23 protein-coding genes and 1 riboswitch are annotated in these 25,737 nt (G+C 68.3%); of the genes, 10 read left to right on the forward strand and 13 right to left on the reverse strand.

Annotated elements, in window-relative coordinates:
- Positions 1-74 precede the first annotated feature (74 nt).
- On the reverse strand, positions 75-983 hold the full coding sequence (locus tag NPJ82_RS04125; RefSeq protein WP_342658435.1) for a TraB/GumN family protein: 909 nt from the start codon (positions 981-983) through the stop codon (positions 75-77).
- 129 nt (positions 984-1,112) lie between these two features.
- Here NPJ82_RS04125 and NPJ82_RS04130 point away from each other — a divergent pair, with 129 nt between their 5' ends.
- Genes NPJ82_RS04130 through ppdK form a run of 3 tightly spaced genes read left to right on the forward strand, consistent with a single transcriptional unit; the run spans position 1,113 to position 6,697 of the window.
- Entirely contained in the window at positions 1,113-1,952 is an 840-nt protein-coding gene (locus NPJ82_RS04130) for a glycine--tRNA ligase subunit alpha (protein WP_112382144.1), read from the forward strand.
- Complete coding sequence (gene glyS, locus NPJ82_RS04135) at positions 1,949-3,994, forward strand: glycine--tRNA ligase subunit beta (protein ID WP_342658436.1); 2,046 nt, start codon at positions 1,949-1,951, stop codon at positions 3,992-3,994. The genes NPJ82_RS04130 and glyS overlap by 4 nt, the downstream gene beginning before the upstream one ends.
- 45 nt (positions 3,995-4,039) lie before the next feature.
- Complete coding sequence (gene ppdK / locus NPJ82_RS04140) at positions 4,040-6,697, forward strand: pyruvate, phosphate dikinase (RefSeq protein WP_342658437.1); 2,658 nt, start codon at positions 4,040-4,042, stop codon at positions 6,695-6,697.
- Between the two features lie 335 nt (positions 6,698-7,032).
- On the opposite strand, the gene NPJ82_RS04145 is transcribed toward ppdK, so the two are convergent.
- From NPJ82_RS04145 to NPJ82_RS04180, 8 genes are read right to left on the reverse strand one after another with little or no spacing between them, the layout of a single operon-like run.
- Positions 7,033-7,425, reverse strand: a complete 393-nt coding sequence (locus NPJ82_RS04145; protein ID WP_342658438.1) for a hypothetical protein — start codon at positions 7,423-7,425, stop codon at positions 7,033-7,035.
- A gap of 48 nt (positions 7,426-7,473) precedes the next feature.
- On the reverse strand, positions 7,474-8,466 hold the full coding sequence (locus NPJ82_RS04150) for a type II secretion system F family protein (RefSeq protein WP_170295645.1): 993 nt from the start codon (positions 8,464-8,466) through the stop codon (positions 7,474-7,476).
- Between the two features lie 9 nt (positions 8,467-8,475).
- Complete coding sequence (locus NPJ82_RS04155; RefSeq protein ID WP_149682360.1) at positions 8,476-9,441, reverse strand: type II secretion system F family protein; 966 nt, start codon at positions 9,439-9,441, stop codon at positions 8,476-8,478.
- A gap of 52 nt (positions 9,442-9,493) precedes the next feature.
- Positions 9,494-10,777 (reverse strand): P-loop NTPase, encoded by a 1,284-nt coding sequence (locus NPJ82_RS04160; protein WP_267351434.1) that lies wholly within the window; start codon positions 10,775-10,777, stop codon positions 9,494-9,496.
- Positions 10,777-11,448: a CpaD family pilus assembly protein gene (locus NPJ82_RS04165; RefSeq protein ID WP_342658439.1), complete on the reverse strand. Its 672-nt coding sequence runs from the start codon at positions 11,446-11,448 to the stop codon at positions 10,777-10,779. The genes NPJ82_RS04160 and NPJ82_RS04165 overlap by 1 nt, the downstream gene beginning before the upstream one ends.
- Positions 11,449-11,470: 22 nt before the next feature.
- On the reverse strand, positions 11,471-12,997 hold the full coding sequence (locus NPJ82_RS04170; RefSeq protein ID WP_342658440.1) for a type II and III secretion system protein family protein: 1,527 nt from the start codon (positions 12,995-12,997) through the stop codon (positions 11,471-11,473).
- Positions 12,998-13,025: 28 nt separating this feature from the next.
- Entirely contained in the window at positions 13,026-14,066 is a 1,041-nt protein-coding gene (cpaB, locus tag NPJ82_RS04175) for a Flp pilus assembly protein CpaB (protein ID WP_342658441.1), read from the reverse strand.
- Positions 14,067-14,124: 58 nt separating this feature from the next.
- Positions 14,125-14,613, reverse strand: a complete 489-nt coding sequence (locus tag NPJ82_RS04180; protein WP_267351441.1) for a prepilin peptidase — start codon at positions 14,611-14,613, stop codon at positions 14,125-14,127.
- 48 nt (positions 14,614-14,661) lie between these two features.
- Between NPJ82_RS04180 and NPJ82_RS04185 the strand changes: the two genes are divergently transcribed.
- Both NPJ82_RS04185 and NPJ82_RS04190 read left to right on the forward strand, forming a co-directional pair.
- Entirely contained in the window at positions 14,662-15,588 is a 927-nt protein-coding gene (locus tag NPJ82_RS04185; protein WP_342658442.1) for an alpha/beta hydrolase, read from the forward strand.
- Positions 15,585-16,661 carry an FAD-dependent oxidoreductase gene (locus NPJ82_RS04190; protein WP_342658443.1) on the forward strand — a complete coding sequence of 359 codons (1,077 nt, stop codon included), beginning with the start codon at positions 15,585-15,587 and terminating at the stop codon, positions 16,659-16,661. Before NPJ82_RS04185 ends, NPJ82_RS04190 begins: the two co-directional genes overlap by 4 nt.
- On the opposite strand, the gene rnhA is transcribed toward NPJ82_RS04190, so the two are convergent.
- Genes rnhA through ispH form a run of 3 tightly spaced genes read right to left on the reverse strand, consistent with a single transcriptional unit; the run spans position 16,658 to position 19,027 of the window.
- Positions 16,658-17,113: a ribonuclease HI gene (gene rnhA, locus NPJ82_RS04195; RefSeq protein WP_112382153.1), complete on the reverse strand. Its 456-nt coding sequence runs from the start codon at positions 17,111-17,113 to the stop codon at positions 16,658-16,660. The two genes, NPJ82_RS04190 and rnhA, sit on opposite strands and share 4 nt — an antisense overlap.
- The gene (gene thrB / locus NPJ82_RS04200; RefSeq protein WP_342658444.1) at positions 17,110-18,054 is read right to left on the reverse strand and encodes a homoserine kinase; all 945 of its coding nucleotides are present in this window, start codon (positions 18,052-18,054) and stop codon (positions 17,110-17,112) included. Before thrB ends, rnhA begins: the two co-directional genes overlap by 4 nt.
- A gap of 4 nt (positions 18,055-18,058) precedes the next feature.
- On the reverse strand, positions 18,059-19,027 hold the full coding sequence (gene ispH / locus NPJ82_RS04205) for a 4-hydroxy-3-methylbut-2-enyl diphosphate reductase (protein ID WP_267351449.1): 969 nt from the start codon (positions 19,025-19,027) through the stop codon (positions 18,059-18,061).
- A gap of 85 nt (positions 19,028-19,112) precedes the next feature.
- Between ispH and NPJ82_RS04210 the strand changes: the two genes are divergently transcribed.
- From NPJ82_RS04210 to gcvPB, 5 genes are all read left to right on the forward strand, one after another.
- Entirely contained in the window at positions 19,113-19,751 is a 639-nt protein-coding gene (locus NPJ82_RS04210; protein ID WP_311732258.1) for a hypothetical protein, read from the forward strand.
- A 117-nt stretch (positions 19,752-19,868) separates the two neighbouring features.
- Positions 19,869-19,972: riboswitch (glycine riboswitch) on the forward strand.
- A 163-nt stretch (positions 19,973-20,135) separates the two neighbouring features.
- Positions 20,136-21,299, forward strand: coding sequence for a glycine cleavage system aminomethyltransferase GcvT (gene gcvT / locus NPJ82_RS04215; protein WP_267351452.1), 1,164 nt, complete (start codon positions 20,136-20,138; stop codon positions 21,297-21,299).
- 1 nt (position 21,300) lies between these two features.
- On the forward strand, positions 21,301-21,672 hold the full coding sequence (gene gcvH / locus NPJ82_RS04220) for a glycine cleavage system protein GcvH (protein WP_342658445.1): 372 nt from the start codon (positions 21,301-21,303) through the stop codon (positions 21,670-21,672).
- A 120-nt stretch (positions 21,673-21,792) separates the two neighbouring features.
- A complete protein-coding gene (gcvPA, locus tag NPJ82_RS04225) occupies positions 21,793-23,151 on the forward strand; it encodes an aminomethyl-transferring glycine dehydrogenase subunit GcvPA (RefSeq protein ID WP_342658446.1) in 1,359 nt (452 codons plus the stop codon).
- On the forward strand, positions 23,148-24,716 hold the full coding sequence (gcvPB, locus tag NPJ82_RS04230; protein ID WP_149682081.1) for an aminomethyl-transferring glycine dehydrogenase subunit GcvPB: 1,569 nt from the start codon (positions 23,148-23,150) through the stop codon (positions 24,714-24,716). Before gcvPA ends, gcvPB begins: the two co-directional genes overlap by 4 nt.
- Before the next feature lie 45 nt (positions 24,717-24,761).
- On the opposite strand, the gene NPJ82_RS04235 is transcribed toward gcvPB, so the two are convergent.
- Positions 24,762-25,661, reverse strand: a complete 900-nt coding sequence (locus NPJ82_RS04235) for a DMT family transporter (protein ID WP_342658447.1) — start codon at positions 25,659-25,661, stop codon at positions 24,762-24,764.
- Positions 25,662-25,737: the final 76 nt, after the last annotated feature.

The raw sequence follows: 25,737 nt of genomic DNA on the forward strand, positions 1-25,737 counted from the left end.
ACGCCTCCAGGGATGACCATGGCCGGAAGCCGGCGCGCATAGCCGAAACCATGCGCGCTGGCAATCGCGGGGCCTCAATAGGCGACGCGTTCCGCCTTCACGCCTGCCCGGGCCAGTTGCGCCTGGACGCTGTCGGGCCCGGCGAGGTGCCCGGCGCCGACCGCGACGAAGACGGTGCCGGGCTTGTTCATGCGGTTTGCGATCCACTTCGCCCAGCGTGCATTGCGCTCGGTGAGCAGCACCTTTGCGACCTCGGGCGAGTCCTTCAGGCTTTCGTTCATCGTCTTGGCGAGGGCCTCCGGGTCACCATGCGACCAGTTGTCGACCATCGTCGCCATCGTCTTGCCCGCCTCGGGCAGTTCATCGACGGTGGACACCAGGAACTGCATCTGGGCCGGCTGCGACAGGCCGTTGAAATAGCCGATCTGCTGTTCGGCGGTTTCCAGGCCGATCACCGGCTTGTTCGCGGACTTGGCGGCGCTTGCCAGCACGGTTTCCGGGCCGTTCGACGCGTCATAGCCGAGCTTCTGGATCGGCATCAGCGACAGGCTGACCGCGGCCAGCCAGGGCTTCATCCGGTCGAACGCGGCGGAAGGCAGGCCCGCCTCGGTCAGCGCCTTGAGATAGGCGGGGCGCTTGGCCTCCGGCAGTTGCTCGGTCAGCGTCGGGCCGGTGGGGTTGATGCCGGTGGTGGCGACGATCTGCTGCATGGCGGCGGGATCAGGCTGCACCATCTCCAGCACCAGCTCGCCGGATTTGTCGAACGCCGTCTTCACCGCCTCGTCGAACCAGGACAGGCCGGGCTTCAGCACGTGGATGGTGCCGAACAGATAAACGGTGGTGTCCGCATCCTTGACCACCCACAGCGCCGGATCGGCGTCGTTGGCGGCTTTGGCCTGGGTGGGACTGGACTGTGCGCAGGCCGGCAGGGCGAGCAGCAGGGCGAGCGAGGTCAGGGTCGCGCGGAACGAACGCAGTAGCAAACCGGGTCTCCTCGGGTGGGTCGTGGCAGCGGTATCTAGCCCTTCCGCGCGCGCGGTGCCACTCGCTTGACCCTTCTGGGCCCATCCGCCAAAGCCACGCTCGTGACCCAGCCTCTATCCTTCCAGCGCATGATCCTTACCCTCCATGACTATTGGAGCGACCGCGGATGCGTGATCCTGCAACCCTATGACATGGAGATGGGCGCCGGCACGTTTCACCCCGCCACCACGCTGCGCGCGTTGGGGCCGGATGCGTGGAACGCCGCCTTTGTCCAGCCATGCCGCCGCCCGACCGATGGCCGTTACGGCGAGAACCCCAATCGGTTGCAGCATTATTACCAGTATCAAGTGATCCTGAAGCCGAGCCCGGCCGATCTGCAGGACCTGTATCTGGGCAGTCTCGCCGCGATCGGCGTGGACATGGGCAAGCACGATATCCGCTTCGTCGAGGATGACTGGGAAAGCCCGACGCTGGGCGCCTGGGGGCTGGGCTGGGAAGTCTGGTGCGACGGCATGGAGGTGACGCAGTTCACCTATTTCCAGCAGATGGGCGGTTTCGACATGAAGCCGGTGGCGGGCGAGCTGACCTATGGGCTGGAGCGTCTGGCGATGTACATCCAGGACGTCGACAATGTGTACGACCTGGCGTTCAACGATGCGGGCGTAACCTACGGCGACGTGTTCCTGGAGAATGAGCGCCAGATGAGCACGTGGAACTTCGAGGTGGCGGACACCGACACGCTGTTCGACGCCTTTCGCAAGGCGGCGGCCGAATGCGAGAACAGCCTGGCGCGCGGTTTGCCGATCCCGGCCTACGAACAGGCGATCAAGGCCAGCCACACCTTCAACCTGCTGCAGGCGCGCGGCGTGATCTCGGTGGCGGAACGGCAGGCCTATATCGGGCGGGTCCGCGATCTGGCGAAGGGCGCGTGCGGCGCATGGATGGAGAAGAACGGGTGGGCGGCATGAGCGACTTTCTTCTCGAACTTCGCTCCGAGGAAATTCCCGCCCGCATGCAGGCCAAGGCGCGCGAGGATCTCGCCCGCCTGTTCGCCGCCGAACTGGCCAAGGCCGGCTTGAGCGCGGGCGAGACGATCACCTATGCCACGCCGCGCCGGCTGGCGCTGATCGCGAAGGGGTTGCCCGATGCGACGCAGGCAGTGTCGGAGGAGGTGAAGGGGCCGCGTGCCGCCGCGCCGCCACAGGCGCTGGAAGGCTTCCTGCGCAAGACCGGGCTGACGCGCGAGCAACTGGTGGAGCGCGACGGCGTGCTGTTCGCGATCACCGAGAAGCCGGGCCGCGCGACCGCGGAGGTGCTGGCCGAGGCGATCCCGGCGATCATCCGCGCCTTTCCCTGGCCCAAGTCGATGCGCTGGGGCGATGCCTCGCAATCCACCGAGTCGCTGCGCTGGGTGCGGCCGCTCCACGGGCTGGTCGCGCTGTTCGGCGAACAGGTGGTGCCGGTCGAGATCGCCGGAATCGCCAGCGGCGCCGAGACGCGCGGCCACCGCTTTCACGCGCCGGCGGCGATCACGCTGACCGGTCCGGACGGCTATGTCGAGCAACTGCGCGCGGCGCATGTGCTGGTCGATCAGGACGAGCGTGCCGCGCTGATCCGCAGCCGCGCCGCGACGCTGGCGCGCGAGGCGGGGCTGGAGCTGGTCGAGGACGAGGGACTGGTGGCGGAGAATGCCGGGCTGACCGAATGGCCGGTGCCGCTGCTCGGCCGCTTCGACGAGGCGTTTCTCGACGTGCCGCCCGAGGTGATCCAGCTTACCGCGCGGGTGAACCAGAAATATTTCGTCTGTCGTGACGGCGCGGGCAAGCTGGCCAATGCGTTCGTCTGCACCGCGAACATCGCGGCGAGCGATGGCGGCGCCAAGATCGTGGAGGGCAACCGTAAGGTACTGGCCGCGCGCCTGTCGGATGCGCGCTTCTTCTACGAGACGGACCTGAAGACGCCGCTGGAAGAGCAGGCGGCCAAGCTGGAAAAGATTGTTTTCCACGAAAAGCTGGGCACCGTCGCTGACAAGGTGGAGCGGGTGGCGAAGCTCGCGCGCTGGCTGGTGGAAGAGGGCATTGTGGGTGCCCAAACGCCCTCTCTCCCCGCAGGGGAGAGGGAGCAATTGGCGGCGCTTGCCGAGCGTGCGGCGCGACTTGCCAAGGCCGATCTCGTCACCGGCATGGTCGGCGAGTTCCCGGAATTGCAGGGCCTGATGGGCGGCTATTACGCCGCGGCACAGGGCGAGGACACCCGCGTCGCCGAGGCGGTGCGCGACCATTACAAGCCGGTCGGGCAGGGCGACGACGTGCCGGCCGCGCCGGTGACGGTGGCGGTCAGCCTGGCGGACAAGCTGGACAGCATCACCGGCTTCTTCGGTGCCGATCTGAAGCCCAGCGGTTCCAAGGACCCGTTCGCGCTTCGCCGTTCGGCCCTGGGCGTGATCGCGCTGATCCTCGACAACGGACTTCGTTTTCGCTTGGCGAGCGCGGTGAGCCGCGATGTGCTCGATTTCTTCGCCGACCGCCTGAAGGTGCAGCAGCGCGAGGCGGGCGTGCGGCATGACCTGATCGATGCGGTGTTCGCGCTGGGCGGTGAGGACGATCTGGTCCGGCTGCTCGCCCGCGTGCGCGCGTTGCAGGCGTTTGTCGGGACGGAGGACGGCGCGAACCTGCTGGCTGGATACAAGCGCGCGGCCAACATCCTGAAGAAGGAAGGGGTGACTGGTGTCGAGGCGACCGCTTTGTCCTATGCACCCGAACAGGCCGAGGGCGATCTGATCGCCGCGCTCGATGCCGCCGAGCCGCGCGCCGGCGAGGCGGTGGCGCGGGAGGATTTCGAGGGGGCGATGGCGGCCCTTGCCACCTTGCGTGCGCCGATCGATGCGTTTTTCGACCAGGTGACGGTCAACGACGCCGATCCTGCGCGCCGGGCGGCTCGGCTGAACCTGCTGGCGCGGGTGCGTGCCGCGGTGCACAATGTTGCCGACTTCTCGCGGATTGAAGGCTGATACGCCCCCTCTTGGGCGACCACAAAACGAAACAGGGGAAAGACAATGACCTACGTCTACAGGTTCGGCGGCGGTGTTTCGGATGGCGGCAAGGGGGACAAGAACCTGCTGGGGGGCAAGGGCGCCAATCTGGCCGAAATGGCGTCGATCGGCCTGCCGGTGCCGCCGGGGTTCACCATCTCGACCGAAATGTGCACGCGCTATTACGAGGATGGCGAGCAGTTTCCGCAAAGCTTGCGTGACGAGGTGGCGGCGGGGATCGCGCATATCGAGGCGGTGACCGAGAAGCGCTTCGGCGATCCGGCGAACCCGCTGCTCGTCTCGGTCCGCTCGGGGGCGCGGGTGTCGATGCCGGGCATGATGGACACGGTGCTGAACCTCGGGTTGAACGACGACACCGTCGAGGGCCTGGCGAAGGCGGCGGACGATGAGCGGTTCGCGTGGGACAGCTATCGCCGCTTCATCCAGATGTATGCCGACGTGGTGCTGGAACTGGATCATGGCGCGTTCGAGGAAGCGCTGGAGATCGCCAAGGAAGACAACGGCTTCACCCTCGATACCGAGATGAGCGCCGCCGACTGGAAGGCGCTGGTCGCGCAGTACAAGGCGCTGGTCGAGGAGCAGTGGGGCAAGCCCTTCCCGCAGGACGTGCATGACCAGTTATGGGGTGCGGTCGGCGCGGTGTTCGGTTCGTGGCAGTCCGAGCGTGCCAAGGTCTATCGCCGGCTGAACGACATCCCCGCCAATTGGGGCACCGCGGTCAACGTGCAGGCGATGGTGTTCGGCAACATGGGCGACACCTCGGCGACCGGCGTGGCGTTCACGCGCGATCCGTCCAAGGGCGACCGCGCCTATTATGGCGAGTTCCTGATCAACGCGCAGGGCGAGGACGTGGTGGCGGGTATCCGCACGCCGCAATATCTGACCAAGGCGGCGCGCGAGGAAGCCGGCGCCAAGCCCGCATCGATGGAAGAAGCGATGCCGGAGGTCTACCGCGAACTGGCCGCGGTGTTCGACCAGCTCGAAACCCATTACCGCGACATGCAGGACATCGAGTTCACGGTGGAGCAGGCCAAGCTGTGGATGCTCCAGACCCGGTCGGGCAAGCGTACCGCAAAGGCGGCGCTGAAGATCGCGGTCGACATGGCGAACGAAGGGCTGATCACCCGCGAGGAGGCGATCGCCCGCGTCGACCCGGCGGCACTCGACCAGTTGCTGCACCCGACGCTGGACCCCGAGGCGAAGCGCGACGTGCTGACCAAGGGCCTGCCGGCATCGCCCGGCGCGGCATCGGGCAAGGTGGTGTTCGACGCCGACACGGCGGAAAAGCGCGCGGCGGCGGGCGAGTCGGTGATCCTGGTCCGCGTCGAGACCAGCCCGGAGGACATTCACGGCATGCATGCCGCCAAGGGCATCCTGACCGCGCGGGGCGGCATGACCAGCCACGCCGCGGTGGTGGCGCGCGGCATGGGGCGGCCATGTGTGTCCGGCGCGGGGTCGCTGGCGATCTCGGCCAAGGACAAGGTGCTGCGCTGCGCCGGCCGTGAAGTGCGCGAGGGCGACACGCTGACCATCGACGGCGCCAGCGGCGAGGTGATGGTGGGCGAGGTCGCGACCGTGCAGCCCGAGCTGGCCGGCGATTTCGGCACGCTGATGGAATGGGCCGACGCGGTTCGCCGCCTGAAGGTGCGCGCGAACGCGGAAACGCCGCTCGACTGCAAGACCGCGCGCGAGTTCGGCGCGGAGGGCGTCGGGCTGTGCCGCACCGAGCACATGTTCTTCGAGGCGGACCGCATCACCGCGGTGCGCCAGATGATCCTGGCATCGGACGAGCAGGGGCGGCGCGCCGCACTGGACCGGCTGTTGCCCGAACAGCGCAGCGATTTCACTGCGATCTTCGAAGTGATGGCGGGCCTGCCGGTCACCGTCCGCCTGCTCGATCCGCCGCTGCACGAGTTCCTGCCGCATGAGGAAGCCGAGTTCGCCGAGGTGGCGCAGGCCGCCGGGCTGGATATCGATACGCTGAAGCGCCGCGCGAACGAACTGCACGAGTTCAATCCGATGCTGGGGCATCGCGGTTGCCGGTTGGGTGTCACCTATCCGGAAATCTACGAGATGCAGGCGCGGGCGATTTTCGAGGCGGCGATCGACGTGGCCGAGAAGTCGGGAGAGGCACCGATCCCGGAGGTGATGATCCCCCTGGTCGCGACGCGGCGCGAGCTGGAATTGATGAAGGCGGTGGTCGACAAGGCGGCCAAGCTGGTCTTTGCCGAGCGGGGGCGCGAGGTCGACTATCTGGTCGGCACGATGATCGAGCTGCCGCGCGCCGCGCTGAAGGCGGGTGAAATCGCCGAGGTGGGCGAGTTCTTCTCGTTCGGGACCAACGACCTGACGCAGACGACGCTGGGCGTCAGCCGCGACGACGCCGCGCGCTTCCTCAGCACCTATGTCGAGCAGGGCATCTACGCCAAGGACCCGTTCGTCAGCCTGGACGTGGAGGGCGTGGGCGAACTGGTCAGCCTGGCCGCCGAACGTGGCCGGGCGACGCGCGGCGACATCAAGCTGGGTATCTGCGGCGAGCATGGTGGCGATCCGGCGTCGATCGCGTTCTGCGAGCAGGTGGGGCTCGATTACGTTTCGGCCAGCCCGTACCGGGTGCCGATCGCGCGCCTGGCGGCGGCGCAGGCGGCGTTGCGGAAGTAGGGCCCAGCTCTCTCCCCCTCCGGGGAGAGCGGTCTGAACGGGTAGGATACCCCGCCCTGAAGGGGATGCATGAGGCCAATCTCCCTCTCCCCAGAGGGGAGAGGGAAGGGGCCCGCTGCCAAAGGTAGTGGGAAGGGTGAGGGGTAGACCAGCAGTGCGGCGCTGCTTGGCGACCCCTCACCCTCCCACCGCTTTGCAGCGGCCCCCTCCAGCATCAGGTCGTTCATGCCCCCGGCATGGATTAAACAGCGCGGGGCGGTGTTTACCTGATGCTCCCCAGAGGGGAGAGGGGTTTTAAGTGAAACGCGATTAGACTTGGGCCAAACCCATCCGCTTTAACGGCGGGTGCGGTCGCCGAAATCGAACCAGCCGCGGCGTTCTCCGCCAAAGGCCGGGCGGGCCGCGCTGGCGGCGACGGGGCGCGGCGGTACGTGCGCGGTGGAGATGGGGGCGCTGGCCACCGGCGCCGTCGGCGCCACCGGTGCCGCCGTTGCCACGGGCGCGGCATGGGCAAGGCGGTTATTCTCCCGCTCCAGTTCCGCGATGCGTACGTTCGCCGCGTCGAGGCGGGCGTCGTGTTCCTTGCGGACCGTGGCATGGGCATCGCGCTCCGCGGTGTAGCGTTCGCGCCATTTGCGGCCGCCGGGATGGCTGGCCAGCCCCAGCAGCCAGCCGCCGACGAAGAGCAGTGCCAGCACCGCATATTGCGTGGGTGTCGAAAACAGCATCGCCAACCTCCTGTTACGGGTGGTCAACGACCCGGGCGCGTGTCGGTTTCAGCTTCCGCTGATCAGCGAGTCCTTGATCGAACAGGCGGCCGGCCCGAGGATGACGACGAACAGCGTCGGCAGGATGAACAGGATCAGCGGCACCGTCATGATCGCCGGCAGGCGGGCGGCCTTTTCCTCGGCGCGCATCATCCGCTCGTTGCGAAACTCGGCGGAGAGCACGCGCAGCGCGGAGGCCAGTGGCGTGCCGTATTTCTCGGTCTGGATCATGGTGGTGACCACGCCCTTCACCGCATCCAGATCGACGCGCATCGCCAGATTCTCGAACGCCTGACGCCGGTCGGTCAGAAACCCGAGCTCGATCGCGGTCAGCGAGAATTCCTCGCCCAGTTCGGGATAGGCGCGGCCAAGCTCGCGCGCGACGCGGTGAAAGGCGGCGTCGACGGTCAGGCCCGCCTCCGCACAGATCACCAGCAGGTCGAGCGCGTCGGGCAGGCCTTTGCGGATCGCATCGGACCGCTTGGTGATCTTGTTCTTCAGGAACAGGTCGGGCGCCTTGTACGACAGGATGAAGGTGCCGGCGACCAGCATGTATTTCTTCAAGGGCGACCAGTCGGCAAAGCCCTCGGTGCCGTACACCCACAGCAGGGCGAGGCCACCGAACACGATGGGCATGACCAGCCGGCCGAAGATGACGGCGACGGCCCATTCCTTGGAACGGATGCCGGCCTGCAGCAGCTTGATCTGCGCGGCCTTGACCTGTTCCTCCTGCAACACCGACAGGGATTGCAGCACGGCGCGCATCCGGTCGGCGGTGTCGTTGCGCTGGACGAGCTTGGCGCGGCGCTTGGTGGAGGCGGTGATGCCCGCCTTCAACTGTTCGCGCCGGTCGTTCAGCGCCTTGACGCGCTTGGTCATCGGATCGCGCGAGGTGGTGACCGCGTAGATCGCGACCATCACCGCAAAGGCGGCGACGCCCGACAGGATCGTCGCGACCCAGAGCACGTCGATGCCCAGGATGGTGGGAGTGGTGGGGGCCATGATCGTCCCTCAGATCTCGAAGCTGACCATCTTGGCCATGATGAAGACGCCGATGCCCATCCACAGCAGGCCGCCAAGCCCCGCGATCATCAGCCGCTCGTCGGTGAAGAAGTTCATCAGATAGGCCGAATTGACCATGAAGATCAGGCCGAAGACGATGAACGGCAGCGAGCCGACGATATAGGCCGATGCCTTGGATTCCGACGACATCGCCCGGATCTTGAGCTTCATCTGCGCGCGCTTGCGCAGCACGTCGGCGAGATTGGACAGGGTTTCGGCCAGGTTGCCGCCGGTCTCGCGCTGGATGGCGATGGTGATGACGAAGAATTGGAACTCGGGCGTGCCGAGCCGGTCGGCGGTTTCCTGAAGCGCCACGTCCATCGAGCGGCCGATCTTCATCTTGTCGGTGATGGTGCGGAATTCCTCCCCCACCGGACCCTCGACCTCCTGCGCGACGACGCTCATCGTCTCGGTGATGGGAAGCCCCGAACGCAGGCCGCGGACCAGCAGCTCGATCGCGTCGGGAAACTTGGCGGTGAACTGGCCGACCCGGCGCTGGATCAGCTTGCCGATGACGAAATGCGGAATGCCCACGCCGATGAAGATCGCGGCGAACAGCGCCAGCAGGAAGGGCATCCCCTCCACCAGCATCAACACCGCGATGGCGAGCGTCACGCCGGCATTGACCATGCCATATTGGCCCACCGTCCAGTCCTTGCCCGTCATCGCCAGCCGCTTGGCGAGGAGCGCGGGGTTGGGCAGGATGCGGCCGAACGCCTCGTCCATCCGCGTGTCGCGCGCATTGGTGATGCGGCGCATCTGGGTGGAGGAGATCACCGCCACCTCCGAATGCCGCTCGCGCAGTTGCGCCATGCGGCGCGCCTGTGCGCGGGCCGGGGAGGGGCCGGCAAAGGCCATCACGATCATCGCCAGGACGATCGCCATGCCGACCATGACCATGATGAAAGGCAGCATGTCGTTCATCGCGGCGCTCCGCCGGGGAACCGGGACTGGGGGCGGGAACGGATCATTTGCGCGGCGGGCGCTTGGCCATCAGGCCCTTGAAGTCGAACCGCGCCATCAGCGATGGCCCGCGGCCGCCCTTGATGCCCTTGCCACCCGGCGCGGCGCTTTCCGCCGCCGCAAAGCACAGATTGCCGGCAATCTCGGCGAGCGGAGCGATGGTCTTGCTCGCCTTGCCCGCCTCCGCCAGCGTCTTGCCCAGCTTGGCCGCCTGCGCCGCCAGCTTCTGGTCGAAGGGCATGACATGGTCGATGCGCCGCTCGATCGAGGTTTCGAAGTCCTTGCGACTGATCTCCGCCTGCGCGGCGGGGTGCATGCGGTTGGCCAGCACGACGACCTGCGCCTGGGTTGCGTTCGCCTTCAGCCAGGAGAGGAGGCGAATGGTGTCGCGCGCCGCCGCCAGCGTCAGTTCGGTGACCAGCACCACGGTCTGCACGTCGGCGAGCAGTTGCGGATGCTGGACCAGCATGCCGCGCGGCAGATCGATCACCATGCATTCGAAGGCGCCGCGCATTTCCTCTTCCAGCGCGCGAAAGGCCGACCCGTCGGTGATGATCGGGCTGTTGATCGGGGCCTCCGCCGACAGCACGGCGAGCTTTTCCGAGGCGCGCACCATGGCGCGCTCGATGAACAGGCCGTCGATGCGGCTGGGATTTTCGATCGCGTCGGTCAGGCCACGGCCCGGCTCCAGATCGAGCGCCAGCGCGCCGGTGCCGAAATGCACGTCGAGGTCGAGAAGCGCGGTGGAGCGCTTTTCCTTCTCGGCGAGCAGCCAGGAGAGCGACGTGGCGACGGTGGAGGCGCCGACCCCGCCGCGCGCGCCGATCACCGCGACCGCGCAATGCGGATGCTCGCTCCCCCCCTCGACATGCTTGGGGGCGCTGAGCAGGGCCTGGGCATGGGCAAAGGCGTCGCGCAGCATGTCGCGGTGCAACGGCTTCAGCAGATAATCCTGGATGCCGCTGGCCAGCAGGTCGCGGTAGAGGCGGACGTCGTTCACCTGACCGGCGGCGATCACCACCGTGCCGGGCTCGCACACCTCGGCCAGGGCATTGATGTCGTTGAGCGGATCGCCCGATTCGGACAGGTCGACCAGCAGGATCTGCGGGCTGGCGGACACGGACAGCGACTGGATCGCGTTGCGCAGGCCGCCCTTGTGCACCTTGTCCGGCGACCAGCCCTGTTCGGTCACGATCGGGCGTACCGCATCGGCGGTGGCCTCGTCGCAGACATAGGCGACAAAGGGATCGCGCCCGGTGATGGCGCCGGGTTTCCAGGGAGCGTTCATCAGCGGCTGCCCCCCGCGCTGGCACCGCCGCCACCGCCACCAGCGCCGCCGGCACTGCCCACCGTGGTGCCGCCGCCGCCGGTGGGCACGGCCTTGCGATACAGGTCGATGCTCTTGAAGACCTGCGCCGGGTCCGCGGTTTCACGGCCGGCATGGCCCCGGACCAGATCGGCGGGGTTGGCGACCATCGCGGCCAGCGTGGCATTGGTCGCGCAGCCATAGTTGGACGAGGTGTTCTGGTTCCAGTCCAGGCTGCTGTCGCGCGACCAGTCGGGGCAGCCCGGCACCGCCGCGCGCGTCCGGCTGACCACGACGCGGATCGTGGCGGGCGTGACCGGTGCCTGCGAGGAGGCTGCCGCCTCGTCGAGCAGCAGGCCGTAGCGCGCGACCAGTTCGGCCACCTCGGCGCGGGCGCCCGGCGCCTCGGTCGCGGGATCGTCGATCGCGACATGGTCGCCATAACCCAGGCGCAGGGTGCGCGCCCAGCCGTCCAGCCGCTCTTCCTCGCCAGCGGCCAGCCGGCCGCCGATCACGCCCAGGTCGAGCGCATAATCGCTGCGGTCAACCACCGGCTGGTGGACGGATTCGACGCCGCGATTCTGCGTGCCGGTGCAGCCGGCGAGCAGCAGCGCCGCCGCCAGCGAGGATGTCAGGGTAAGGGTGTGGGTCATGGCGTGTCGCATCCCGGACCGATCAGTTGGAAAAGCCGGGGGCGGGGACGCCCTTGGCCGGCTTGGAAGGCTTGGCGGTGGGCGGCGCCACCGTCGCAGGGGCGGACAGGCCGATGGCGGGCGCGGACTGGCGCGGCGGCGCCATGGTCGGCACCGGGCGGCGCTCGCCGCTGGCGCCGGTGCCCAGCTCGCCCTTGATGACCCGGTCAATGTCGCGCGGGGTGCGCGCGCCGTCGGTGGGCAGCGCGATGTCGGCCTGGTTGTTCACCGGCTTCACCAGATAGGGGGTGATGATGATGACCAGCTCGGATTCGCTGCGGCGGAATGAATTCGAGCGGAACAGGCTGCCGATCAGCGGCAGGTCGCCCAGCCACGGGGTCTTGTCGACCGAGTTGTCGTTGCTGTTCTGGAGCAGACCGCCGATCATCATGCTTTGCCCGGAACCGAGTTCCAGCGTCGTCTCGGCGCGGCGCGTTGTCAGGCCGGGGATAGTGGTCCCACCGAATGACACCGCGCCAGCAGACGAGAGCTGCGACACCTCCGGCCGGACCCGCAGCGAGATGCGTCCGTCCGACAGCACCGTCGGCGTATAGGCAAGGCTGATGCCATATTGCTTGAACTCGACGTTCACCGCGCCGAAGCCCGAGGCCAACGGGATCGGGATTTCGCCGCCGGCCAGGAATGTCGCGGTCTCGCCCGACAGCGCTGTCAGGTTCGGGTTGGCGAGCGTCGTCACCTGACCCAGCGTTTCGCCCAGATCGATCGCGGCCAGCAGATCAAGGCCCAGCAACTTGCCGGCCAGGCCGATGGTGGAGCCGCCGGTGGCGTTCGGCGGCAGGCGACTGGTGCCGGTACTCGAATCCGTAAAGCCCGTGAACAGCGGCCCCCCCGGCGTGAAGGTCGACGCTCCTCGGCTTCCTCGTGCGATACCGAACTTGAAGCCTCCGGTCGCGTCGAGCGAACCGAGATTGACGCCGATATTCTTGACGAAGCTGCGGCTGACCTCGGCGATGCGCACCTGCAGGTTCACCTGCAGCGGCGTCGCGGTCTTCAGACGCGACAGCACCTTTGTGGTATCTCCGACAAAGCCCTGTACCAGCCGCTCCGCTTCCGCGGCGTCCTCCGGCGCGGCGACGGTGCCGGTCAGCAGGATCAGGCCGTTCATCGGGGTGGCGACGATGTTCGCCTCCGGCATGGTCAGGCGCAGCATCTGCCCGACCGAATCCAGATTGTTGCCGACACGCACCGTGGTCGCATAGACGACCGCACCGCCGCGCGCGGTGGCGGAGATCGTCGTCTCGCCCGGCTTCTTGCCGAAGACATAGAGCTGGGTAGGCGAGCGGACCTGCACGTCCGCGATCGAGTCGTCGGCGACGAACAGGTCGCTCATCGGCCGGGACAGGGTGATGAGCCGGCCACGGCCGGTGTTCACCTGCATGACGGCGCCGCCACTCCCGGCCGCCGCAGCGGCAGGAGCGGGGTCGGCCGGGCGGGCCTGTGCGACAGCGGGCAGGGTTGCCGCCAGCGCAAGTATCGCGGGTCTCAACATCGGGGCGTTCAGGCAAGCACGCATCGGATTACTTCCCCAGGACCGGCACGGCGGTCACGTTGTTGCCGCGGGCGACGCGGATGACCGGGCCGCTCGGGATACCGGTGGTGGCGACGGTGCCGCCGCCCGTTCCGCCCCCGACGCCGACGGCCGGCGCGTCGCCACCCATCTGGCTGGCTGCACGGCCGGGCACGGTGCTGCGCTGGTAGCGCGACACGTCCGCTCCGGTGGCGTAGCTGCTGCTGCCGGCCTGCGGCTGGCTGGCGACGCGCAGCATCATCGCCTTTTCGGCGGCCGGATCGGTACCGTCGGGCACCTTCACCGCGCCCGAGGCGATCGCCTCTTCCAGCTCGGCGGGATTGTCCGCGATCGAGCGCAGCGACAGCGACAAGGTGCCCAGCGTCTGCGCGACCGCGATCTGCTCGGCCATCTTGGGCGTCGATTCGACGGTGACGGTGGAGAAGGTGCGGACCTCGGTCTTGCCGTCCTCGCCCACCTGATTGTCGGTGCGCTGGTCGGTGGCGAGGACGCGGACGTTGCGCATCACGGTTTCCGACACTTTCAGCGCGGGACCATCGCCGCCGCCTGCCACTTCCTGCGTCAGCACCAGATCAATGCGGTCGCCGGGGAAGACGAAGCCGGCGACCGACCCTTGCGCGGATACCGGAACGGTGACCGCACGCATGCCGGGGCCGAGCGCCGCCGCCAGGAAGCCGCGGTCGCCGGGCTTCACCAGGGCGCCCTGCGTGACCGGCTGGCCGGCGGTGATCGCGTTGCGCACGACGGTGCCCTGCAACGCCTTCAGATCGGTCTGTGCCTTCAGGTAATAGGCGCCGTCGACCAGCTCCTTGGGCCAGGGCTGGAAGCGCAGCGCGCTGGCGTCCAGGATCGTGCCCACCGGCAGGGCGCGGGTCGCGACCAGCACTTCGGGGCCGTCGATCACCGGCGCGGCGGCGGCTGCGGTCGCCTGTGGCGCGGCGCTGCCGGCGATCAGCGTGCGGGCGAAGAAGGCGGTGACGGCGGCCACCACCAGCGCGCCCACCAACAGAATGATCTTACGGCTGTCCATATTCTCTTTGAGCCTTTTCGGACGCGTGGCCGCGACGGGTTCGCGTGAGGATTAGGATTTAAGTACCCGGAAACTGGTTAAATATCGGTTCGCGAAGGGTGAGCAGGCCGGCAATGGCGATGGCCACGCCGTACGGAACCTCGACCGGACCGTCGGTATCGCGCGGGCGCAGCCAGCGATGTTCGATCAGCATCAGCAGCGTCACCACGCCGCCTGCCAGCGCCATCACCACCAGCATCCGGACCAGCGGTTGCACCGGCAGCCACAGGCCCAAGGCGGCGATCATCTTGACGTCGCCGCCGCCCATCATGCCAAAGCGGAAGGCCAGCGCGAACACGATGAACAGGCCGAGCCCGATCGCCAGTTGCGCGGCCATGTCGGGCCAGGGCGACAGCCCGCATGCCCACCACCACAAGGGCGCGAGCAGCGCGATCGCGGCGTTCTTGCCGTTGCCGATCTCGCGCGTACGCGCATCCTGGATGCCGGCTGCCAGCAGCAGCAGCGCCAGAAGCGCGATCAGCGCGACCCGTGGTAAATCCCACCCCATGGATCAGGGGTATAGACGGGCGGGCTTTCGAAAACGTAACCGGGGCGGATGATGCCGGTCGCCCCCCGCCGAAAGCTCGATCCGAACGCACGCGTCGGCGAATGGACCGCGCCGGACGGCTGGCGCCATCGCCGCTTCGACTGGCCGGCCGCCGACGATCGCCGCCGTTTGCTGTTTCAGACCGGCCGGGCGGACATGTTCGAGAAGTATCTGGACGCGTTCGAACATTTCCACGCGCAAGGGTGGAGCATCACGGCGTTCGACTGGCGCGGGCAGGGCGGATCGGGGCGGCTTGCCGAGGATGACACCGGGCATATCGAGGATTTCGCGACGCTGGTCGACGATCTCGCCGCCTTCTGGCGGGATTGGCACCGGCCGGGCGCCCGGCACGCCGTGCTGGGGCATTCGATGGGCGGGTTCCTGACCCTGCGTGCCCTGGCCGAGGGACGATTCGCGCCCGATGCCGCGGTGCTGGTCGCACCGATGCTGGGCCTGCGCGCGCCGATGGGGGCGGTGCTGGGCCACCGGCTGGCGGCATGGATGGCGGGGCGGGGCGACCCGCGCCGCCCGGCATGGCGCCGCGGCGAAAGTGCGCGCGCCGCGCGACGACGCCAGCAGCGGCTGACCCACGACATCGCCTGTTTCGCCGAGCAGCAGGCGTGGCGGCGGGACAATCCGCAACTCTGCCTGGGGTCGCCAAGCTGGTCCTGGGTGGCGCAGGCCTTTGCCGCCACCGCCGCGCTGCGCGCCGATCCGCGGCTGTCGGCGATCAAGACGCCGGTGCAGTTCGTGCTGGCCGATGCCGACCGGCTGGTCGATGCGCGCATGGCGGCGGCCGTCGCGACCCGCCTGCCGCATGCCGAGGTGGTGCGTTTCGGGCCTGAGTCGGCGCATGAGATCCTGCGCGAGATCGCCCCCGTCCGTACGCGCGCCTATGCCGCGATCGACGGGTTTCTCGACCGGGTGGCGCCGTGATCTACGACATCGCGATTGCGGGCGCGGGCATTGCGGGTGCCAGCCTGGCCGCGACGATCAGCGGCGGTGCGCGGGTGCTGCTGCTGGAGGCGGAGGATATGCCCGGCCGTCATGCGACCGGGCGCTCGGCGGCGTTCTGGTCGGAAACCTATGGCGGACCCGGCATCCAGCCGCTGACCACCGCGTCCGGCCCGGCGCTGCAGGCGGGCGGTTTCCTCCAGCCGCTGGGATCGCTGCATATCGGTCGCACGCAGGACGGCGCGGCGATCGACCGGTTCCTCGCGTCCTTCGAGGGCAGCGGCGTCGAACTCCACCGCATCGATCCGGCGACGCGGGTGCCGGGCCTGCGTCCCGACTGGACGCTGGGGGTGATCGAGCCGAGCTGCGCCTATATCGATGTGGGCGGGCTGCATGCCCTGTATCTGGCGCAGGCACGCCATGCGGGTGTCACGCTGGCGACCGACGCAGCCGTGCGCAAAGCCGAACGTCGGGGCGGGGTGTGGACGATCGAGACGCCGGGCGGCACCCATGCGGCGCGCGTGCTGGTGAACGCGGCCGGCGCCTGGGCGGACCAGGTCGCACGGGTGGCCGGTGCGCGGCCGATCGGCATCGCGCCCTATCGCCGGACGATGGTGCAATTGCGCACCGCGCCGCCTGTGCCCGCCGGCCTGCCGCATGTGGTGGACGTGAACGGCGGCTTCTACTTCAAGCCGGAGCCCGTCGGCCGATTGTGGCTGAGCCCGCATGACGAGATCCCGAGCGACCCGTGCGATGCTGCGCCGGAGGATATGGATGTGGCGGTGGCGATCGACCGGTTGGAGGGGGCGGTGGACTGGCGGGTCGAGGCGGTGGAGCGGCGCTGGGCCGGGTTGCGCAGCTTCGCGCCCGACCGCCTGCCGGTCTATGGCTTCGATGCGAGCGTGCCGGGCTTCTTCTGGTGCGCGGGGCAGGGCGGCTTCGGCATCCAGACCGCGCCTGCGGGCGCCGCGCTGGCGGCGGCGGTGCTGATGGGGGGTGCGGTGCCGGACGATCTGGATGCGGACCGCTACGCCGCCCGCCGGTTCGGGGGCTAGCGGCCGCCGATCGCCCTGGCGGCGTCGCTGGCCAGCTTGTCGGCGCGTTCATTGTCCGGGTGGCCGGCGTGACCCTTCACCCACAGCCACTTGATCTCGTGCCGCTCGGCCGCCGCGACCAGCGCCTGCCACAGTTCGGCGTTCTTCACCGGCTTCTTGTCGGCGGTGCGCCAGCCATTGCGCTTCCAGCCGTGGATCCACTTGGTCAGGCCGTCCATGACGTAGCGGCTGTCGGTGGACAGCGTCACCGCGCAGGGGCGCTTCAGCGCGTTCAGCGCCTCGATCGCGGCCATCAATTCCATGCGGTTGTTGGTCGTGTTCGGCTCGCCGCCCGACAATTCCTTTTCATGGGTGCCGGAGCGGATCAGCGCGCCCCAGCCGCCGGGGCCGGGATTGCCCTTGCACGCGCCGTCCGTGGCGATCTCGACCGCGGTCAGGGCTGCGTCGCTCACAGCGCACCCGCCGCATAGGCCTGGTAGCGCCGCCAATAGGCGAGCGGGTCCTTGCGCGTCACCAGCGCATCGGCCGGCGTGTTCAGCCAGTCCCAGGCGCGGGTCAGCATGAAGCGCAGGCAGGCGCCCTGTGCCAGCACCGGCAGCGCGGCGCGCTCGGTGCCCGACAGGGCGAAGCGGCTGGCATAGCCCTCGACCAGTGCCGTGCCGACATCCGCATCGAAGCGCGCACCGGTGCCGTCAAAGGCCCAGGCGGTGTGCATGACGGCAAGGTCATAGGCGCGGATATCGGTGCAGGCGAAATAGAAGTCGATCAGCCCGGTCACCCGGTCATCCAGCATCAGCACATTGTCGGGAAACAGGTCGCCATGGATCGCGGCGACGGGCAACGCGGTCGGCCAGCGGGCGATCACCGTCTCCAGCGCGGCGGCCGTATCGGCGAACAGGCCGGGATGGATCGCATCCAGATCGGCGCCGCACCGCGCATGCAGGTCGCGCCAGCCATCGGGGCCGAGCGTGTTGGGCCGTGTCGCGGCAAAGCCCGACAGGCTGTCATGCATCGCCCCCATCGCGGCGCCGGCGGCCCACGCCTGCGCCGGCGTCGGCTGCGTCACCGATACGCCGGGCAGGAATTCGATCAGGCAGGCCGGGCGCCCCGCCAGTTCGTGAATGGCCACGCCGCTGCGATCGGGCAGGGCGCGGGGCACCGGATTGCCGTCATCGGCCAGATGGTCGAGCAGCGCCAGGAAGAAGGGCAGGTCGTCGGCCGAAACCCGTTTCTCGTACAGCGTAAGGATGAAGCGGCCGGTGGTGGTGTCGACCAGATAGTTGGAATTCTCCACCCCTTCGGCGATCCCCTTGGCGGAGACGAGCGCGCCGTGGTCGAACTTCGCCAGAAACGCGGTCAGCGCCTCGGCGGATACCGTCGTATAGACTGCCATGGAGTCAGGCGGCGTCGAGGGCGCGCGGCAGCTTGAACGCGATCGTCTCGCGGTTCGTCTCCACCTCCTGCTCGGTGACGTCGAAGCGGGTCGACAGGCGTTCGACCAGTTCGCGGACCAGCAGTTCGGGGGCGGAGGCGCCGGCGGTGATGCCAAGCGTGCCGACGCCGTAGAGGAAGGTCCAGTCCAGCTCGTTGGCGCGCTGGATCAGCATGGCGGGCGTGCCCTCGCGCTCGGCGACCTCGACAAGGCGTACCGAGTTGGACGAATTGGGTGCGCCGATCACCAGCATCGCATCGCAGGATGCCGCGATCGCCTTTACCGCCGCCTGCCGGTTGGAGGTGGCATAGCAGATATCCTCGCCGCGCGGCGCCTGGATCATCGGGAAACGGCGTTGCAGCACCGCGACGACCGCGGCGGTGTCGTCCACCGAAAGCGTCGTTTGCGTGAGGAAGGCGAGGTTCGCCGGGTCGGCAGGGGCGAAGACCTCCGCATCCGCCACCGTTTCGATCAGCGACATCGATCCCGGCGGCACCTGCCCGAAGGTGCCGATGACCTCCGGATGGCCGGCATGGCCGATGAACACGATGTGGCGGCCATGATCGACCAGCCGTTCGGCCTGACGGTGGACCTTGGAGACGAGCGGGCAGGTCGCGTCGAAATAGTCGAGGCCACGGTCCTGTGCATCGGCCGGCACCGATTTGGGCACCCCGTGCGCGGAGAAGACGACGTGCGCGCCGTCCGGCACCTCGTGCAGCTCCTCCACGAACACCGCGCCCTTGGCCTTCAGGCTGTCGACCACGAACTTGTTGTGGACGATTTCGTGCCGGACATAGACGGGCGCGCCATGCTTCTCGATGGCGAGTTCCACGATGCGGATCGCGCGGTCCACGCCTGCGCAAAAGCCTCGCGGGGCGGCGATCAGCAGCGCCAGCGCCGGCTTGCCCGTGTCCTGGGAAATCGTGTCGGTCATGGCCAAGCGCTCTACGCCATTGCTTGCGTGCCTCCAAGCCGGTTATCAGGGCCCATCCCGGTTCCACAGCTTAGGCGTTCCCCTCGTGAAAGCATCGATCCTCGTTTCTGCGGCCTTGGCGCTCGTGCTTGGCGGCTGCGCCCGTACCGGGGAGATCGACGCCTCGGGCGGCATCACCGCGGTGCGCTCCGCCTGCCCGGTGGTGGGCGTGCCGGCCGGCACTGGCGACGTGACGCTGTTCACCTCCGCCAATGCGCGGGACGCCGGCGCGATCGACGTGGTGGCGAACATGACCAACGTCCGCTCCACCTGCGCCGATGTCGGCGACGATATCGTCACCACCGTCACCTTCCAGGTGGATGCACGGCGCACCGCCACCGATGGCGCGCGTGACGTGACCCTGCCCTATTTCATCACCGTGGTGCGCGGCGGCAGCAACGTCGTCGCCAAGCGGATCGGTCGGGTGAACGTGCATTTCGACGCAGGCCAGCCGCGCGGATCGGTCGCCGGGCAGGCGACGACCACCGTGTCGCGCGCGGCCGCCACCCTTCCGCAGGACGTGCGCGACAAGCTGACCCGGCGGCGCAAGGCGGGCGACGAGGATGCCGCCGTCGATCCGCTGACCCAGCCCGAGGTGCGCGCGGCGGTGCTGCGTTCCTCGTTCGAGGCGCTGGTCGGCTTCCAGCTTACCGACGATCAGTTGCGCTACAACGCGACGCGCTGACGGTACCGCCGAAACATGCTTTGACGCGTTTTCAAAGAGACAGCCTCTTGGCGAAACGCGATTGACTTGAATCGGCGCCGTTGCCAGAGCGACGGCGTCGATGTCGGGCAACCGGCATGGGTACGCGCGGGAGAGCGCCTCTCGGCCTTTCAGGCCGGTGCGAGGCCGCCGAAGGAGCAACCACCCCGGAATCTCTCAGGCCAAAGGACCGCGCGGGCCATCGATACTCTGGAAAGCGCGGCAGCCCGTCATTGGCATGTCGCCACCGAAGGGGTAACTCCGGTCGCAGAACCGGGGGAAAGCTCTCAGGTTCCGTGACAGAGGGGGATCGGATCGGGCGCCGCCATCGGGGCTGCGCCGTATCGCCCCTTTTGGAGACGGCCCGTGACCGACACGCAGGACCTGAACGTCGAGGACGCGCCCGAGGGCGTCGATATCATCCAGACATTGCCGCTGGACGGCTGGCACCGGGCGAAGGGCGGCCGCATGGTCGCCTTTGCCGGCTATGAAATGCCCATCCAGTATGAAGGCATCATGGCCGAGCATCTGTGGACCCGTCAGTCCGCCGGCCTGTTCGACGTCAGCCATATGGGCCAGCTGGTCTTCACCGGCGAAGGCGTGGTGCAGGCGCTGGAAACCGTGCTGCCGGGCGACCTGACCGGGCTGGGCGAGTCGAAGATGCGCTATTCGCTGCTGCTGAACGAAGAAGGCGGCATTCTCGACGACCTGATGGTCACGCGCCGCACCGGCGAGGATGGCGAGGAACTGTACATCGTCGTCAACGGCGCGACCAAATATGACGACATCGCCTATCTGCTCGACCAGATGCCCGACGATGCGACGCTGAACCTGCTCGACGAACAGGCGCTGCTGGCTCTGCAGGGGCCGAAGGCGGTCGATGCGCTGGCGCGTCTGGTGCCGGGTGTCGAGCGGCTGGTGTTCATGACCGCCGGTGCCTTTGACTGGAACGGCACGCCGCTGTGGATCAGCCGTTCGGGCTATACCGGTGAGGACGGGTTCGAGATTTCGGTGCCGGCCGAGGCGGTCGCGGCGCTGGCCGATGCGCTGTGCGCCGAGCCGGAGGTGAAGCCGATCGGCCTTGGCGCTCGCGACTCGCTGCGCCTTGAGGCGGGTTTGCCGCTTTACGGCCACGACCTCGACCCGGAAACGACGCCGGTGATGGCCGATCTGGGCTTTGCGCTTTCCAAGCGTCGCCGCGAGGCCGCCGATTTCGCAGGGGCGCAGCGTATTCTGGCCGAGCGCGAGAATGGCGCGGCCGTCCGCCGCGTCGGCCTGACCGTTGCCGGCCGCCAGCCGGTGCGCGAAGGGGCCAGCGTGGTGGCCGAGGACGGATCGGTGATCGGTCGCGTCACCTCCGGCGGGTTCGCGCCGACGCTGGGTGCCCCGATCGCCATGGCCTATGTGCCAGCCGAACTGGCCACGCCCGGTACGGCGGTGAAGCTGATCCAGCGGGGCAAGCTGCACGACGCGACCGTCGCGGCCATGCCCTTCGTCCCCCATCGCTACGTTCGTGCAGGAGCCAAGTAAGATGAGCCGTTATTTCACGCAGGATCATGAGTGGATCGACGTCGACGGCGAGACCGGCATCGTCGGGATCAGCGACTATGCGCAGGGTGCGCTGGGCGACATCGTGTTCGTCGACGTGCCCGAGGAAGGCCGTGCGCTCTCCAAGGGTGACGAGGCCGCGACGGTCGAGTCGGTCAAGGCCGCGTCGGACGTGTATGCGCCGGTTTCCGGCACGGTGGTCGAGGGCAATCCCGCGCTCGCCGACGAGCCGGCGCTGGTGAACAGCGATCCCGAGGGCGAGGGATGGTTCTTCAAGATCACGGTGTCCGATCCGTCGGAGCTGGACGCGCTGATGAACGAATCCGCCTACGCCGACTTCGTCGCCAAGCTGTAATTCCTGATCTCCCCTCCCGCTTGCGGGAGGGACCGGGGGAGGGGGGATCCAGGCCCTTCCACCCCCGCCGCCACGCCCTCCCCCGACCCCTCCCGCATTTGGGAGGGGAGGAGTCCATCGATGCGCTACCTGCCCCTTACCGATACCGACCGCGGCGCGATGCTGTCGGTCATCGGCGCGTCCTCGGTCGACGATCTGTTCGTCGACGTACCCGAAGCCGCGCGCCTGTCCGGCCCGATCGCGGGCCTGCCGAACCACGCCTCCGAACTCGCGGTCGAGCGTCACATGACCGCGCTGGCCCGCAAGAACACGGTGGCGGGCGAGGTGCCCTTCTTCCTGGGTTGCGGTGCATACCGGCACCATGTGCCCGCCAGCGTCGACCACATGATCCAGCGCGGCGAGTTCCTGACCGCCTATACGCCCTATCAGCCGGAAATCGCGCAGGGCACGTTGCAGATGCTGTTCGAGTTCCAGACGCAGGTCGCGCGCCTGCTCGGCACCGACGTCGCCAACGCCTCGATGTATGACGGCTCGACCGCCTGCTGGGAGGCGATCGGCATGGCGCGCCGCATCACCAAGCGCGGCAAGGCGATCCTGTCCTCGGGGTTGCATCCGCACTATGTCTCGGTCGCGAAGACCATGGCGAAATATACCGGCGACGCGCTGGCAACGTCCGCGCCGACACTGACCGCCGAAACCGATATCGACGCGCTGATCGCGGCGATCGACGGCGATACGTCGTGCGTCGTCGTCCAGTATCCGGACATTCTGGGGCGCATCGCCGACCTGACGCCGCTGGCCGATGCGTGCCATGCGAACAAGGCGCTGCTGATCGCGGTCGTTACGGAGCCCGTCGCGCTGGGGGCGATCCGCTCGCCCGGCGAGATGGACGCCGATATCGTCGTGGGCGAAGGCCAGTCGCTGGGCGTCGGCCTGCAATTCGGCGGACCCTATGTCGGGCTGTTCGGGTGCAAGGACAAATATGTCCGCCAGATGCCCGGGCGGCTGTGCGGCGAGACGGTGGATGCGGACGGCAAGCGCGGCTTCGTGCTGACGCTGTCCACGCGCGAGCAGCATATCCGCCGGGAAAAGGCGACGTCGAACATCTGCACCAATTCGGGGCTGTGCGCGCTCGCCTTCTCGATCCACATGACGCTGCTGGGTGAGAGGGGGCTGCGCGATCTGGCCGGCCTCAACCATGCGCTGGCGGTGCAGGCGGCGGAGCGGCTGGCGCAGGTGCCGGGCGTGTCGCTCGTCAACGATGCGTTCTTCAACGAGTTCACCGTGACGCTGCCGGTCGAGGCACGCCCCGTGGTTCGCACGCTGGCGGAGCGCGGCGTGCTGGCTGGCGTGTCGCTCGGCCGGCTGTATCCGGGCGAAGACGCGCTGGCGAACGGCCTGGTGATCGCGGTTACCGAGACGACGACCGCAGAGGATATCGAAACCCTGGCCACCGCGCTGCAGGAGGTGCTGGCATGACGATCAACCAGAGCGGCTGGAAGCCCAGCGCGCCCGAGGCCAAGGACGGCGGCGCGCCTGCCACCTTCACCGGCAACAAGGCACTGATGCTCGAAGAGGCGCTGATCTTCGAGATCGGGTCCACCGACACGACGGGCGTCGATATCGTGCCCGCGCCCAAGGCGGCGAGCCGCCTCGGCGGCCTGACGCGCGACGCCGCGATTGGCCTGCCCGGCCTGTCCGAGCCGGAGACGGTGCGCCATTACACGCGCCTGTCGCGCCAGAACTACGCGATCGATCTCGGCCTGTTCCCGCTTGGGTCGTGCACGATGAAGCACAATCCGCGGCTGAACGAGAAGATGGCGCGCCTGCCCGGCTTCTCCGACGTGCACCCGCTGGCACCGGTCGACACGGTGCAGGGCGCGCTGGAGGTGATCCATCAGCTCGCCCACTGGCTGGTGACGCTGACCGGCATGACCTCGGTCGCGATGAGCCCCAAGGCGGGCGCGCATGGCGAGCTGTGCGGCATTCTCGCGATCAAGGCGGCGCTGGAGAAGCGGGGCGAGGGGCATCGCAAGGTCATCCTGGTCCCCGAATCGGCGCACGGCACCAATCCGGCAACCGCGGCGTTCGCGGGCTTCAAGGTGGAGGATATTCCCGCCACCGCCGATGGCCGGGTCGACAGCGAGGCGCTGAAGGCTCGCCTCGGCCCCGACGTGGCGGGCGTGATGATCACCAACCCGAACACCTGCGGCCTGTTCGAGCGCGACCTGAAGGATATTTCCGACGCGGTCCATGCCGCGGGCGGCTATGTCTATTGCGACGGCGCGAACTTCAACGCGATCGTCGGGCGCGTGCGCCCAGGCGATCTCGGCGTCGATGCGATGCACATCAACCTGCACAAGACCTTTTCCACCCCGCATGGCGGCGGCGGGCCGGGTTCGGGGCCGGTGGTGTTCTCCGAAGCGCTGACCCCGTTCGCGCCGCTGCCCTTTGTCGAAAAGACCGGCGAAGGCTTCCGCCTGGTCGAGGAGGAGACGGCGGACGAGCATCATGCCGACAGCTTTGGCCGCATGGTCGCCTTCCACGGCCAGATGGGCATGTTCACCCGCGCGCTGACCTATATCCTAAGCCACGGCGCGGACGGTCTGCGCCAGGTCGCCGAGGACGCGGTGCTGAACGCCAATTACGTGCTGCGCAGCCTGGAGAACACGCTGGACGCGCCCTTCGCGAACAGCGGCCCGTGCATGCACGAGGCGATCTTCTCCGACGAAGGGCTGGCGGACGGCTTTTCGACGATCGACATCGCCAAGGCGCTGATCGACGAGGGTTTCCACCCGATGACCATGTACTTCCCGCTGGTGGTGCACGGCGCGATGCTGGTGGAGCCGACCGAGACCGAGTCGAAGGCCGCGCTCGACCAGTTCATCGGCGCGCTGCGCTCGGTGGCGGAGCGGGCCAAGGCGGGCGATGCCTCGCTGAAGACCGCGCCGCACTTCGCGCCGCGCGCACGGCTCGACGAGACGCAGGCCGCGCGCAAGCCGGTGCTGGTCTGGAAGGAAACGCTCGCCAAGGCCGCGGAATAAGGAGCCGGCGCCGCCGTCCCTCGTGGGCGGCGGCGCGGGGATCCCTTAATCGTCCGGCGCGGCCGTGGCCGTCTGCTGCTTGCCCAGACGCTGCTCGCGCCACACGATAAACAGGCCGCTGGCGATGATGATCGGCGCGCCCACCCAGGTCATCGGCGTCGGCAACATGCCGAACAGCAGCCAGCCATAGAGCGTCGCCCAGATCAGCCCCGAATAATCCATCGGCACCACGCTGGAGACGGGCGCCATCTTCGCCGCGCCGGTCAGCGCCAACTGGCCCATGCCGCCGACGATGCCGATCGCGGCGAGATTGGCCCAGGTCAGCGGATCATGCGCCTTCAGGTGGAAGGCGTAAGGAATGGCGATCAGCGGCAGCGTCAATGTCGAGAACCAGAAAACCGTCGTGCCCGACGGCTCGTCCCGCAACTGGCGTAGCAGGATCGCGACCAGCGCAACGAACAATGCCGCGAGCAACCCGACGATCGCGCCGCCGACGGGCACATCGTTGCTGCCCGGCTGCACCACCACCAGCACGCCGGCAAAGCCGACCAGCACCGCGCTCCAGCGCTGGATGCCGGTCCGCTCGCGCAGCACCAGCGCCCCCAGGATCGTGGCGAAGATCGGCACGGTGAACTGAAAGGTCGTCGCCTCCGCCAGCGGCAGCAGCAGCACCGCGCCAAAGGTGAAGACCATGCCGACGACGCCGACCATCGATCGCGCCAGATGCCCGCGCAGCCGCGTGGTGCGCAGCGATCCCAGCCCGCCCGGGCCGCGCGCGACGAAGGCGAGCACGACGGGCAGCGCGCACGCCTGTCGCCAGAACATGGTCTCGAACAGCGTCGCGCCGCGGCTTTCCGCCAGCTTTACCAGCGCAGACATGGTGGACAGGAAGAAGATGGCGAGCAACCGCAATGCGATGCCAGCAAGAACTCGATCGCCGGGCATGGCGGTGCCCTAGCCGTGGGGGCAGGAGGAAGGAACCCCGGTTGCGAAATACCGCGGTTGATATAGGGGCACCCCC

Source organism: Sphingomonas sp. NY01 (assembly GCF_038809135.1).
GTDB classification, from domain to species: Bacteria; Pseudomonadota; Alphaproteobacteria; order Sphingomonadales; family Sphingomonadaceae; genus Sphingomonas; species Sphingomonas carotinifaciens.